The 12,885-nt window shown below is 63.7% G+C and carries 11 protein-coding genes; 6 read left to right on the forward strand and 5 right to left on the reverse strand.

The window, feature by feature from the left end; genetic code table 11:
* The first annotated feature begins 88 nt into the window (after window positions 1-88).
* Window positions 89-985: a LysR family transcriptional regulator gene (locus QCE64_RS17295; protein WP_309813674.1), complete on the forward strand. Its 897-nt coding sequence runs from the start codon at window positions 89-91 to the stop codon at window positions 983-985.
* A gap of 231 nt (window positions 986-1,216) precedes the next feature.
* A complete protein-coding gene (locus QCE64_RS17300; protein WP_310005023.1) occupies window positions 1,217-2,653 on the forward strand; it encodes an MFS transporter in 1,437 nt (478 codons plus the stop codon).
* A gap of 57 nt (window positions 2,654-2,710) precedes the next feature.
* On the opposite strand, the gene QCE64_RS17305 is transcribed toward QCE64_RS17300, so the two are convergent.
* Together QCE64_RS17305 and QCE64_RS17310 are read right to left on the reverse strand one after the other, a co-directional pair.
* Window positions 2,711-3,187 (reverse strand): cupin domain-containing protein, encoded by a 477-nt coding sequence (locus QCE64_RS17305; RefSeq protein ID WP_309921697.1) that lies wholly within the window; start codon window positions 3,185-3,187, stop codon window positions 2,711-2,713.
* A 31-nt stretch (window positions 3,188-3,218) separates the two neighbouring features.
* Window positions 3,219-3,551 carry an HdeA/HdeB family chaperone gene (locus tag QCE64_RS17310; protein ID WP_309921700.1) on the reverse strand — a complete coding sequence of 111 codons (333 nt, stop codon included), beginning with the start codon at window positions 3,549-3,551 and terminating at the stop codon, window positions 3,219-3,221.
* Window positions 3,552-3,970: 419 nt separating this feature from the next.
* On the opposite strand from QCE64_RS17310, the gene QCE64_RS17315 reads away from it, so the two are divergent.
* The 4 genes from QCE64_RS17315 to QCE64_RS17330 all read left to right on the forward strand — a co-directional run bounded on the left by QCE64_RS17315 (window position 3,971) and on the right by QCE64_RS17330 (window position 10,770).
* Window positions 3,971-5,530, forward strand: a complete 1,560-nt coding sequence (locus QCE64_RS17315; protein WP_310005025.1) for an efflux transporter outer membrane subunit — start codon at window positions 3,971-3,973, stop codon at window positions 5,528-5,530.
* Between the two features lie 77 nt (window positions 5,531-5,607).
* Window positions 5,608-6,789 (forward strand): efflux RND transporter periplasmic adaptor subunit, encoded by a 1,182-nt coding sequence (locus QCE64_RS17320; protein WP_310005027.1) that lies wholly within the window; start codon window positions 5,608-5,610, stop codon window positions 6,787-6,789.
* A 10-nt stretch (window positions 6,790-6,799) separates the two neighbouring features.
* Window positions 6,800-10,090 (forward strand): efflux RND transporter permease subunit, encoded by a 3,291-nt coding sequence (locus QCE64_RS17325; protein WP_310005029.1) that lies wholly within the window; start codon window positions 6,800-6,802, stop codon window positions 10,088-10,090.
* Between the two features lie 29 nt (window positions 10,091-10,119).
* A complete protein-coding gene (locus QCE64_RS17330) occupies window positions 10,120-10,770 on the forward strand; it encodes a TetR family transcriptional regulator (protein ID WP_309932308.1) in 651 nt (216 codons plus the stop codon).
* A gap of 258 nt (window positions 10,771-11,028) precedes the next feature.
* Here QCE64_RS17330 and QCE64_RS17335 read toward each other — a convergent pair whose 3' ends face one another.
* The 3 genes from QCE64_RS17335 to QCE64_RS17345 all read right to left on the reverse strand — a co-directional run bounded on the left by QCE64_RS17335 (window position 11,029) and on the right by QCE64_RS17345 (window position 12,829).
* A complete protein-coding gene (locus QCE64_RS17335) occupies window positions 11,029-11,253 on the reverse strand; it encodes a hypothetical protein (RefSeq protein WP_310005031.1) in 225 nt (74 codons plus the stop codon).
* Window positions 11,254-11,468: 215 nt separating this feature from the next.
* Window positions 11,469-12,086: an NADPH-dependent F420 reductase gene (locus tag QCE64_RS17340; RefSeq protein ID WP_404987407.1), complete on the reverse strand. Its 618-nt coding sequence runs from the start codon at window positions 12,084-12,086 to the stop codon at window positions 11,469-11,471.
* An 8-nt stretch (window positions 12,087-12,094) separates the two neighbouring features.
* Window positions 12,095-12,829 carry an SDR family oxidoreductase gene (locus QCE64_RS17345; RefSeq protein ID WP_310005033.1) on the reverse strand — a complete coding sequence of 245 codons (735 nt, stop codon included), beginning with the start codon at window positions 12,827-12,829 and terminating at the stop codon, window positions 12,095-12,097.
* Window positions 12,830-12,885 lie beyond the last annotated feature (56 nt).

Raw genomic sequence — 12,885 nt, forward strand, 5'->3', positions numbered from 1 at the left:
AGGGATAGAGTCCCTTTGACTGCAAGGATAGAGCAACGCTTCGTAAGATAAAATGGAGTTTTGCTGACGAAACTCGACAAAAAATCTGATGAAGATCGAAATCTTCAATACCCTGCAGGCTGTGCTGGACGTCGGGTCGCTCGCGGGCGCGGCCAAGAACCTGCATCTGACACCGAGCGCGGTCAGCATGCAGATGAAGCAGCTGGAGGCCTACGTGGGCCGTCAGCTGTTCGATCGGTCGGGGCTGGAAGTGCGCCCGCTGCCTGCTGCGTACGAGTTGTCGGAGTTGCTGCACGGCATGCTGTCGCGGCTCGATGCGTTCCGCCGTCAGCCCAGCTTTCAGGTTGAAGGCCATGTGCAGCTCGGCATGCTCGAATCAATGCTGCCCGTCGTGCTGCCCGAACTGCTCAAGCGGCTGAAGACACGCTATCCGCTTCTGCATCTTCAGACGAGGCGCGGCAAAAGCATCGAGCTGACCAATGCAGTCAAGGCAGGCGATCTCGATGCAGCAGTAGTCGCGCAGCCCGAGCGCGGCTTGTCTCGGCTGCACTGGCAGCCGCTGATCAAACGCGGGCTGACCCTGATGGTGCCGCCGCAGGAACGCGAGCGCTCGCTGGGCGCACTGCTCAAACGCTACGAGTGGATCCGCTACGACCGCAACACCATCTCCGGCGCGATGGCCGCCAAGTATATCCAGCAGCGCTTCGGCGGCAAGCCGGCGGGAGATCTGGAGTTCGACAGCGTCCGTGCGATTGCGCCGCTGGTCAGCGCGGGGCTAGGGATTTCCCTTGTGCCGCTGATGGAGCCGGCCATCTGCACGCTCTATCCCGTCACGGTCATCGCGTTGCGCGATGCGCCTGTGCTCCAGTTCTCGCTGGTCACGCGCAAGACGGACGTCGAGAGCCGGCAGTTGATCGCACTGCAGGAAATCCTGCTGGCCGCCACGCGCGCCGCTGACAGGGATGCCGCCTCGGACAAGCCTTGAGCCTGTCTGCAGGCGCCGTCGCTAAGTCAAAAAAATTGACGTGAAATCTAACGATTATTCAATAAAAGTTTTCGCGGGAGCACCTTAATATGGCGTGAAAGCCTCGCAAGCGGACCGGGTGGGGCGCCCGTCATCGCCGTTTGTCTTGAACGGTAGCAATGACGAGCGACACAGAGAGCGATTCCACGAGAACGCCCGCCAGGTTCCGACGGCCAAAAAAGGAGACGTTTCTTGAGCCAATCCCCTACGCTGCGTGCCCATTCCGGCGCTCGCCTCGACCGGCTGCCGATCGGCCGGTTCCATTGGAATCTCGTGGGCATGATCGGGGCTGGCCTGTTTCTCGACGCGTTCGATATCTACCTGCAAAGCGGCGTGCTGGCGACGCTCGTCAAGGGCGGCTGGTCGACGCTGCAAAGCAACGCGGCCTTCATCTCCAGTACCTTGATCGGCATGTGGCTGGGATCGCTGATCGGCGGCTATATCGGCGACCGCTATGGGCGGCGCATGGCCTACCAGTTCAATCTCGCGGTCTTCGGGCTGGCCTCGATCGCCGCCGTGTTCGCGCCGAACATGACGGTGCTGATCGCGCTGCGCTTCGTGATGGGCGTCGGCCTTGGCGCCGAGCTGATCATCGGCTATGCGACGCTCGGCGAGTTCGTGCCGAGTCTCGCGCGCGGGCGTTTCGGCGCCATCCTCGCCTTGCTCACCAACCTGTCCGTGACGGCCACCGGAATCATCGGCTATTGGGCCATTCCCGCGCTCGGCTGGCGCTCGATGTTCGCGCTCGTCGGCCTGGGCGCCATCGGCATCTGGTTCATGCGCAAGTCGATGCCCGAATCGCCGCGCTGGCTCGAGGCGCAAGGTCGACACGAAGAAGCGGACGCGTTGTTGCGGTCCATTGAAGCGCGTTTTCCGGAACTTCCGGCGTGGGACAGCGTGTCGTTTTCCGTGACGGCGGCAGCGAGCGAGGCCGCGCCGGTCGCGGCAAAACCCGGCTATCGCGAACTGTTCCGCCAGCCGCTGCTGTCGCGGACCGTGCTGACGATGATCATGTCGGCGGTGAACATGTCGGTGCTCTACGGACTGATCGCCTGGTTCCCGACCTTTCTCGTCAAGCAGGGCATCGCGGTCACGTCGACGCTCGGCTACACGGCGGTCATGGGCATCGGCACGCCGGTTGGCTGCCTGATCGGCATGGCGCTGACGGACCGCATCGGACGCCGCGTGAGCATTGTCTGCGTGCTGGTGCTCGAAGCAGTGGCCACGGCGCTCTACCCGATGGTTCACTCGCCGGTCGAACTGATGGCGACGGGCGCCGTCATCATGATGTGTTCGTCCTGCATCACGTCGCTGGCGTTCGCGGTCTATATCCCGGAACTCTTTCCGACCGAGTTGCGGATGCGCGGGTCATCGCTGTCCGCCGCCGTGGGGCGTCTTGCATCGGCGGGTGCGCAGGGCGGCATCGTGATGATTTTCGGCATGGGCGGGATCTTCGGCGTGACCAATTTCCTGATCGGTCTGATCGTGCTGCAGGTACTCGCGTTGCTCGCGCTCGGTGTGAACACGCGAGCCCAAACGCTGGAGGACATCGAGCCGAAGGATGCGCCTCACGCGGAACCGGCGTCGGCCTTGCATGGCCGCGGCGCGAGCCTGTCTCAAGCCGATTGAAAAGAGAGATGCGCCATCACGATGATGGCGCATCTCCCCAACACCACGTCCAGCGGATCATGGCTCGACCGTCAACGGCGGTCCGAGAAACTCGATGTCCCACTTCGCACCCAGCCTCGCAAGCGTGTCCGGGGCCGGAATGCCGCGCGCCATGACGTCGCGCAGTTCGCTGAAGAAACGGGTGGCGTCGAATCCTGGCGAGATCAGCACCAGCATGTGCGACGTGCCTTCGCTGATATTGATGAAGCGATGCGTGGTGCCGGCCCGCGCCGTCAGCGTCTCGCCTGCCTGCAGGATGCGCAGCACGCCATCCACTTCGAAGAGATAGCGTCCTTGCAGCACATGGAAGATTTCAGTTTCGTTCCGGTGCCGATGCAGCGGCGGGCCGAAGCCCGGTGCATCGCGTGTTTCGATGAGCGTCGCGCGCCCCTCCGTTTCCGAAGGCTCGATGCAGACCGACAGATCCAGCCCGATCGCAGGGATGTGAATGGCGCTATCCGCGATCGGATAGTCGTCGATGAGGTGCGGCTTCATGATGTCGGTCCTTCGTCGATAGCGCATGCGTTCAATGATGGTCGAACAGGGCAATCTGCTTCGACTTGATCATCGAGCGGACCTTGGTCATGAACTTGGTCTGCGGGTCTTTCTGGCATTCCTGCGCGACGGTCGCGGCGACCGGCTGCATGGTATCGACGACCGTGGTTTCGGTGCCCGACACGCCGAGCTTGTCGACGCCCGCCACCCAGTAAACCAGCGCCGGCTTGTATGCGTCGTCAACCTGAACGAAGTCGGCGCACGTCATCTTGGCGGGAGCGATCTTTTCAGCTGCGTGGGCCATGCCGGACACGCCGACGGTGAGGACGCACAGGGCGGCTGCGAGGCTTTTTGCGAGGTTCATTTGGACATCCTTGATGGTGGTGAAGAGGTGAAGTTCGAGACTGCCTGCGCATCGTATCGGCGCAGACTTAGCCCGGAATTACCATCAAGGAAGGATGCCTGTGGAGATGAGTTCAAGGGCCGATTTCCGACGAGCTTGACCCGGAGGCGACGGGCGCACCGACGCAAGCCGCGAGATCAATCGAAGCACAAGCAATTTGTAAGAACGTCGTCAAGATATCTTCAGCTATCCGGTACGTCACGATTGACACGAAATATTCCGCATACCGTACCGATCGCGGCGGGAATGGAACGATTAAAAATTCTTATTTACTGGTTATCCTGATCAAGAGATAGAGTAGTTATCTTGCGATAGCCATGAATTAACAGGTAATACCAAACAAGCATGTCGTAATCCTGTTTCGGTAGAGGAGGATGCGCATGACCGCAGGTTCGCGAAGCTTCGATTCCCCACGCGCCGGCCGCATGCGCACGCAACGGCGTCATGCCGCGCGCGCCACTTCAGGGTTCGTTGTCGTCGTATCGCTTGCGGCATGCATGATGGGCCCCGACTACCGCAAGCCCGAAGTACAGATTCCGCAAGGCTTCAAGGAAGGCGTCGACTGGCAGCGCGCAGACGCCAATCCGCAAGCCGCCATCGACAGCACCTGGTGGCGCATGTACCACGACGACACGCTCAACGGCCTCGTCGAGCAGGCGCTACAGGCGAATCAATCGATCGCGGTGGCGGAGGCGGCCTATCGCGTCGCGCTCGCGACCGTGGAGAGCAACCGGGCGGGGCTGTTCCCGATCGTCACGGCGGGGCTGTCGGGCGCGCGTTCGGGCGGCGCGATCCAGTCGGCGAGCGCGGGCCGCAGCGCGGGTTCATCGACCATCGCCGCGCCGGGCAACAGCGTGGTGGCGCTGGGTTCAGTCAGCTGGGAACTCGATCTGTGGGGCAGCGTGCGCAGGCAGATCGAGCAGGCGAAGGCCAATGCGCAGGCATCGGACGCACAGCTGGCCGGTGAGCGCCTGTCGATCGCGGCAAGCGTCGCCACCGACTACTTCGAACTGCGTCAGGCCGATTTCGATGTCCGGGCGCTGCAGGAGCAGCAGGACATCGACACGCGCCTCCTCGCGATGACCCAGGCCGCCTATCAGGCGGGCCAGGCGTCGAACGACGACCTGCTGTTGTCGTATCAGGAACTGGACACGGTGATTGCCCAGTTGCAGACGGTCGCCACGCGGCGCGAGCAGGACGAGCATGCGATCGCCGTGCTGACCGGCGTGCCGCCCGCGTCGCTCAGCATCGCTCCGGACCCCGACTACCATTTCATCGCCCCTGCGCTGCCTTCCTCGCTGCCGTCGGAACTGCTCGAGCGGCGCTATGACGTCGTCAGCGCCGAGCGCTCGGCGGCGGCGGCCAATGCGAGCATCGGCGTGGCCGAAGCCGCGTTCTTTCCGACCGTCTCGCTCTCGGCGGAAGGCGGCTTCGCGCACAACACCATCGCGCATCTGTTCACGGTGCCGAACCGCTTCTGGACCTTGGGGCCGGACATCGCGCAAACCATCTTCGACGGCGGCGCGCGCACGGCCGCAATGCACGAGGCCCGCGCGAACTACGACGAGAACGTCGCCAACTATCGCAACACGGTGCTGACGGCGTTCCAGAGTGTCGATGACAGTCTGTCCTCGATGAATCATCTGCGCGCACAGGAAGGCGCGTACGCGAAGGTGCTGGACAGCAACAGCCGCATCTTCGCGAGTCAGGAGGCGCAGTTCAAGGCGGGCGCGGCCAGCCAGCAAAGCGTGCTGACCCAGCGCCTCACGCTGATCCAGGCGCAACAGAGTCTGCGCGACACGCAGGCGCTGCTCGCGCAAAGCCACGTGTTGCTCGTGAAGAATCTCGGCGGCGGCTGGCAGCGCGCTGACGCCGACATGGCGTCGGCGGCATCGGCACCGGGCGTGGCCGCGCAACGGCCCGTCGCTTCATCGGATTGACAGTCGCACGCTGTATGACGCGCCACGCCTGAAACCCGGCGGCGCGCGAGCCGGTTGCAAGCAAAAACGGAGCTCTCATGAAGTCACGTCCCTGGCGCGTCTCGCTCTCGTATTTGTGTCTGATCGTCCTTGCCGCCTGCCACAAGAGCACGTCGCCGCCGCCACCGCCGCAGGTCTCGACGACGAAGGTGCACGCGCAGACGGTGCCGCTCGAACGCCGCTTCGTCGGCCGGCTGTCGCCGTACTACAGCGCGAACGTCACCGCGCGCGTGTCCGGCGTGCTGCTCAAGCGGAACTACGTGGAAGGCTCGCAGGTCCATGCGGGCCAGTTGCTGTTCGAGATCGATCCGACCTTTTATCGCGCGCAACTCAACAACGACCTCGCGGTGCTCGCCGAGGACCAGGCCACTTACACGAACGATCATGTGACCGCCTTGCGCAATCGCAAGCTGTTGCCGGTGGGATCGGTGTCGCAGCAGACGGTCGACAATTCGGATGCCGCCGAGCGCAGCGCGGCCGCCAAGATCAAGGCCGACGAGGCGCTGGTCCAGAGCGCGCGCGTGTCGCTCGACTACACGCGCGTGACCGCGCCGATCAGCGGCATCGCGGGGCAGCAGCAGGTCACGGCGGGCGCGGTGGTGGGCAGCAGCACGGCCGACAGCGGCGGCAACGGCACCTTGCTGACCACGATCCAGCAGATCGATCCGATGTACGTCAACTTCACGATCAGCGCGGCCGACCTGGCGACGCTGGAGCAGGCGCAGAACGGCGGCGGGATCGAACTGTCGCAACAGAACCAGACCACGGTGCGGATCGCGTTGCCGAACGGCGCGTCGTACGGCAGCGTGGCCCGGCTCGATTTCTCCGACGTGACCGTGAACTCGTCCACCGGTGCGGTCAATCTGCGCGCGCTGGTCGCGAACCCGAACCGGCGTCTCCTGCCCGGCATGTTCGTGTCGCTCACAGTGGACTTCGGCCGCCAGAACAATGTGTTCCTGATCCCGCAGCAGGCGCTGCTGCGCGACACCACGGGGGCCTACGTGCTCACGATCGGCGCGGACAGCAAGGCGGCGCGGCGCGATGTCGAGACGACCGACAGCCTCGGCGACAACTGGGTCGTGACGAAGGGGCTCAAGGACGGCGACGAGATCGTCGTCATCGGCGTGCAGATGGCGCACGTCGGGGCGCCGGTGAAGGCGGTCGCGTGGGAGCCGCCTGCGTCGGGACCGGGCGCGGCTTCGGCCGGCGCGGCGAAGTAGGAGAGCGCCCATGCCGAGTTTCTTCATCGACCGTCCCGTCTTCGCGTGGGTCATCGCGATCCTGCTGTCCCTGTTCGGCATTCTCTCGGTGCGGACCATGGGGATCGACTCGTATCCGGATATCGCGCCGCCGCAGGTGACCGTTACCGCGCAATACCCGGGCGCGAGCGCGCAGACGATGGAATCGACCGTCACGCAGGTGATCGAACAGCAGCTCACCGGTATCGACAACCTGCTGTACTTCAGTTCGACGTCGAGCGCCAACGGCCAGACGCAGATCATCCTCACGTTCGCGACCGGCACCAATCCGGATATCGCACAGGTGCAGGTGCAGAACAAGGTGACGCTCGCCGAACCGCTGTTGCCGTCGCAGGTCACGCAGCAAGGGGTGATCGTCGCGAAGTCGAGCCCGGACATCCTGCTGTTCATCGCGCTGCAATCCGACAATGCGGCGATCGATGCAGGCCGGCTCTCCGACATTCTCGCGTCGCAGATCCAGCCGGTGATCGGCCGCGTGACCGGCGTGGGCAATACGACCCTGCTCGGTTCGGAATACGCGGTGCGCATCTGGCTCGACCCGGACAAGCTGCAGAGCTACGGTCTCTCGACGACGCAGGTGCTCAACGCCGTCACCGGACAGAACGCGCAGTTCGCGGCCGGCTCGCTCGGCGCCGATCCGGCGGTCAAGGGGCAGGTGTTCACCGCGACCGTGTCAGGCGACAGCCTGTTCTCGTCGCTGCAGCAGTTCCGCGACATCATCGTGGTGGCGAACAATAACGGCACCACAGTCAGGCTGAGCGATGTCGCGCGCATTTCGTTCGGCTCGCAGACCTATGGCCAGGCGCCGGTCTACAACGGCAAGCCCGCCGGCGGCCTCGCGGTGTTCCTGCTGCCGGGCGCGAATGCGCTGACGGTCGAAAAGGCGGTCAAGGCCTCGATGGACACGCTCGCGCGCGACTTGCCCGAAGGCGTCACGTGGAGCATCCCATACGACACCACGCCGTTCATCACGGCCTCCATCGCGGATGTGATCCGCACGCTGGTCGAGGCGATCGTGCTGGTGTTCTTCGTGATGCTGGTGTTTCTGCAGAACCTGCGCGCGACCATCATCCCGACGCTCGTGATTCCGGTGGCGCTGCTCGGCACCTTCATCGGTCTCGCGGCGCTGCACTACACGCTGAACCAGCTGACGCTGTTCGGCATGGTGCTGGCGATCGGGATCGTGGTGGACGATGCCATCGTCGTGATCGAGAATGTCGAGCGCATCATGACCGAGGAGAATCTGGAGCCACGCGCCGCGACCCGCAAGGCGATGCAGCAGATCACCGGCGCCATCATCGCGATCACCGTGGTGCTGTCCGCCGTGTTCATTCCGTCCGCGCTGCAGCCGGGCGCGACCGGCATCATCTATGCGCAGTTCGCGCTGACCATCGCAGTGTCCATGGGCTTTTCCGCATTTCTCGCGATGTCCTTCACGCCTTCGCTGTGCGCCGCGATCCTCAAGCCCGAGCATCAGGTCAGGAAGAACGCATTCTATCGCTGGTTCGACCGGACCTTCGACTGGACCACCACCCACTACCTGAGCCATGCGGGCAAGGCGGTGCGGCATGCGCCGCGCTGGATGATCGGCTTCGTGCTGGTCGTGGTGCTGACGGGCTTTCTGTACACCCGGCTGCCCACCAGCTTCGTGCCCGATGAAGATCAAGGCTTCGCCCTCGCGCTCGTGAACCTGCCGTCCGGCTCCACGCTGGAGCGCACCAATCATGTCATGGGCGAACTGCGCGAGAAGCTTTTGCACAGCGCGGTCGGCAAGGACATCGTCGGCATCTTCCAGCCGGAAGGCTTCAGCTTCGTCGGTACGAGCGAGAACGTGGGGATGTCCTTCATCAAGCTGTCGGACTGGGACAAGCGCTCCCAGACCGCGATGCAGCTGATCCCGCAGTTCAACCGCATTCTGTCTTCCATTCCGGATGCGCAGATCTTCGTGGTGAACCTGCCGACCATTCGCGGCCTGAGCCAGTTCGGCGGTGTCGACATGTACTTGCAGGCACGCGCGGGACAGTCACGCGCAGAGCTTGCACAGGCGCAGGGCGTGCTGCTCGGGAGCGCGGCGAAGAGCCCGGTGCTGTTCGGCATCCGGCCCAACTCGCTGCCGTATGCGCCGCAACTGGATATCGCCGTGGACCGCACGCAGGCGCAGGCGATGGGCCTCTCGCTCTCGGATGTGTACCAGACGCTCGAGATGGAGCTCGCGCCGTTTTATATCAACCAGTTCACCTACGGCGGGCGCGTCAAGCGTGTCTACGTACAGGCCGATGCGCCGTTCCGCATGAGTCTCGATGCGCTTCAGCATCTGTACACGCCGAGCGTGTTCACTTCGACGGCTTCCGCCTCGAAGAGCGGCACGGTCACGACGGTGGCGTCGAATGGCTTCGTCACGCCGGTCGATCCGTCGCCGGCCAATACGTCGATCGCGCCTTACAACATGGTGCCGCTGGCGAGCGTGGTGAACGCGAAATGGGCCTTCGGGCCGACGGTGCTGCCGCGCTACAACGGCTTCTCGGCGATCGAGATCGTCGGCAACTCGGGGCCGGGCTATTCCACCGGACAGGCGATCGACACGCTCGACGATATCGTCAACCACCAGTTGCCACGCGGCTTCGCGGCCGACTGGACCGGACAGTCGTACCAGGAACTGCTGTCGGGCTCGTCGGCGACGACGCTGATGGCGCTGTCGATCGTCGTCGTCTTCCTGTGTCTCGCCGCGCTCTACGAGAGCTGGTCGATTCCGGTCTCGGTGCTGCTGGTCGTGCCGCTCGGCATGCTCGGCATGCTGGTGTTCTGTCTCGGCTTCAGCGTGCCGAACGATATCTACTTCAAGATCGGTCTTGTTACCGTGATCGGGCTGGCGGCGAAGAATGCGATCCTGATCGTCGAGTTCGCCGTGGAGGGGCAGCAAAAGGGCATGACGCTGCGCGATGCCGTGCTGACCGCGGCGCGACTGCGATTGCGGCCGATCCTGATGACGTCGATGGCGTTCATTCTCGGCGTGTTCCCGCTCGTGATCTCGTCGGGCGCGGGCGCGGCTTCGCGCCATGAGATCGGGACTGGCGTGATCGGCGGGATGTTGTTCGCGACCTTCCTCGGCCTGCTGCTGATTCCGGTGTTCTATGTCGTGGTGCGCCAGTTGCTCGGCGACAAGCTCGACGAGGTATCGCGCAAGATGCCGCATCACGGACAGAACGGCGGCCATGATGCCAGCGGACCTCCTGAAGGTACAGGCAAGGACAAGCCGGTGTAATGGCGACACCAGCAGCGGGGACGCGGCGGATGAAGAGAACGCGGCAACAGGCCCAGAGTACGCGCGACCAGATCCTCGATGCGGCCGAGCGCGTGTTCGCCGAGCGCGGCGTGTTTCATGCGACGCTGGAGGCGGTTGCGCTGCGCGCGGGCTTTACGCGCGGCGCGGTCTATGGGCATTTCCGCAACAAGGGTGATCTGTTCGTCGCGGTGACGAACCGCGTGAGCTTGCCGATGGAGTTGCTCGTCGCAGCCGCCGTCGATGCAGCCGAACCGGACCCGCTCGGCAAGATACGCGCGCTGCTCGTGTATTGCCTGGGCACGGTGGCGATCGAACCGCACAGCCGCCATGTGTTCGAAGTGCTGTTCACGAATTACGAGCACACGCACAACATGGGCGATATGGACATCGTGTTCGAGCGTCAGCGCGATGCAGCCCGCAGGGGACGCAAGCAACTGCAGTTGGGGCTCATCAACGCAATCGCACGCGGACAGTTGCCGCTCGAACTCGATACCGCGCGCGCTTCAAGCGTCGTGCATGCGTTTCTGGGCGGTGTGCTGCGCGACTGGCTGATGGATCAGGATTCCATCGAGCTGCCGCGCGATGCAGAATATCTGAGCGACGTGTGCATCGGGATGCTGCGAGATTCACCTTCGTTGCGACGCACGTCAACGGCGTGAAAGGGCAGGGCGCTCCAAGCTCATCAACTCCGTCACCTCATCCCGGTCCTCAGCGGACAGCATCGGAATCGTCAGCCACTTCCCATCCGGATGCGCGCGGGCTTCCTCATGGATCGAAGCGTGTAGCTCCCCCGGATGATTATCGAACGACGGGCCCCCAAATTGATGCGCCTGACATAAATCGTTCAGCAAAATGTGAGAGGCGAGGGGCCGTGTTCCGTCGCCCTGTCAAGTCTTCGACACCTCGGCTGAATTCTTTCAGCCGGGCGGCAAGGGCGATCGTGACAAGCCGATCGAGCGGTTGTCATCGGGATGGGGAAAGCCGGGGCAGCTCAACGATCTTGCAGTGAGCGAGGCGTCGTGGATCCCAGCGATCATGCTCAGACTGACCTGGACCGCGGTGATGACCATCTCGCGCCGTCCCCCGATGCCGCTCACGATGCGTTCCAGATGGAAGTACACCGCCTTGAAGCAGGTCGTCATGCCTTCGCATGGCTTGCGGCCTGATGATGCGTTCGCACGTCTTCCACAGCCAGTTCTTGAAGCCCGAACTCGTCTTTCATGGCATCGAGTTCGGCTTCGTCGCGTCATTTGATCGACTGGATTTGCGCATTGCCGATCGCCGTGGCGCTGCCAGATTACTCGGTCGCGGAGTCATGAGAGATCCGGATGTATCGACCTTGCGGTCTGTTCAATGTTCATCGATCGAACTTGTGCAAGTCCTTGAAGATCAGTGGACCCCAGCTGTCTCCGAGCCCCTGGACCAGCAATCCGCCTTCTGCAAGCCCGCCGAGTTCGACCGGCGCAAAGCCGAGGCGCTCCGCAAGCGCGGCTATGTCCGCCGCGGCGCCGTCATCGTCGCTTGCCAGGAACACGACTCTTCTTCCACCGTGGACAGCCGGATCCTGTGCAAGGACCGAGGCCCCCAAGTGGTTGAAGCCCTTGACGAGTCGTCCGCCCGTGAAGGCCTGTGCAACGAACCTGGAAGGAGGCAGTCCTCCCAGTGCCTCGGGAGGCACGCCATAGGCATTGGTGACATCGACGATGGTCTTCCCTTGCCAGTTGGAAAGCGCTTTCGCGACATCGGCGTGCAAGCCGAAAGGGACCGCCAGAAAAATGATGTCCGCCTTGACGGCTTCCGCCAGCGTCCTGGGAACGATCCCGGGTCCGATCGCGGCGGCATCCGCTGCGAAGCTCGCCGGGTCGCGTGTGGTTGCAACGGATACATCGATGCCGCTTCGGGCGAACGCCCTGGCGAGGGCCTGGCCGATCTTGCCGAATCCAACAATTGCATAGCTCATGTTTTTTCCTTCGATATTGCGCGTCAGAGTTGCGCCAGGCCGCCGTCGACGGCGACTTCGCTGGCAGTCATGAAACTGCTGTCCGGCGACGCGAGAAAGGCCGCCGCAGCGGCAATCTCCGCCGGATCAGCCATACGTTGGAGCGGCGTCATCGAGGCAAAGACCTTCTGGCCTTCCTCGCCCAGCGCCTGCTTCGCGAGTTCGGTCGCCGTCGCGCCGGGAGACAGCACGTTGATCCGGATGCCGGTGCCCTTCAGGTCCTCCGCCCAGCTCCGCGCGAGGTTGCGCACGGCCGCCTTGCTCGCGCTGTAGGCGCTCATTGCGGGAGCGCCCGTGGTGCCCGCACTCGATCCGGTGAGGATGATCGAGCCGCCGTCGCGCATCAGCGGCAGCGCCTTCTGGACCGTCAGGATGGTCCCTTTCACATTGGTGTCGAACGTGTCGTCGATGTGCCGGGTCGTGATCTCGCCGAGCGGAAGCGGGCTGCCCGTCCCGGCATTGGCAAAGATGATGTCGAGTGTTCCGCGCTCGGCCTTCACCGCAGCGTAGAGGCGGTCGAGGTCGGCCGGATCGGAGACCGAGCCCCGCACTGCGTGGGCAGAGGGCCCGAGGTCGGCCACCGCTGCGTCGAGCGCTTCCTGCCGGCGGCCGAAGATGAAGACGAAGGCGCCTTCGTCGATGAATCGCTGTGCTGCGGCGCGGCCGATGCCGGTTGCACCGCCGGTGATCACGGCGGTCTTTCCTTTCAGTCTGTTCATGTCATGCGTTCTCAATGAAAAGCGACCACGCCATTCTGGAGCGTCCGATGCATGAA

It is taken from the genome of Caballeronia sp. LZ043, from assembly GCF_031451075.1.
In the GTDB taxonomy this organism is placed as follows: domain Bacteria; phylum Pseudomonadota; class Gammaproteobacteria; order Burkholderiales; family Burkholderiaceae; genus Caballeronia.

Coding starts and splice junctions, on each gene's coding strand:
- QCE64_RS17295 (WP_309813674.1), top strand. CDS start 89: ATGAAGATCGAAATCTTCAATACCCTGCAGGCTGTGCTGGACGTCGGG.
- QCE64_RS17305 (WP_309921697.1), bottom strand. CDS start 3,187: ATGAAGCCGCACCTCATCGACGACTATCCGATCGCGGATAGCGCCATT.
- QCE64_RS17310 (WP_309921700.1), bottom strand. CDS start 3,551: ATGAACCTCGCAAAAAGCCTCGCAGCCGCCCTGTGCGTCCTCACCGTC.
- QCE64_RS17315 (WP_310005025.1), top strand. CDS start 3,971: ATGACCGCAGGTTCGCGAAGCTTCGATTCCCCACGCGCCGGCCGCATG.
- QCE64_RS17320 (WP_310005027.1), top strand. CDS start 5,608: ATGAAGTCACGTCCCTGGCGCGTCTCGCTCTCGTATTTGTGTCTGATC.
- QCE64_RS17325 (WP_310005029.1), top strand. CDS start 6,800: ATGCCGAGTTTCTTCATCGACCGTCCCGTCTTCGCGTGGGTCATCGCG.
- QCE64_RS17330 (WP_309932308.1), top strand. CDS start 10,120: ATGAAGAGAACGCGGCAACAGGCCCAGAGTACGCGCGACCAGATCCTC.
- QCE64_RS17335 (WP_310005031.1), bottom strand. CDS start 11,253: ATGACGACCTGCTTCAAGGCGGTGTACTTCCATCTGGAACGCATCGTG.
- QCE64_RS17345 (WP_310005033.1), bottom strand. CDS start 12,829: ATGAACAGACTGAAAGGAAAGACCGCCGTGATCACCGGCGGTGCAACC.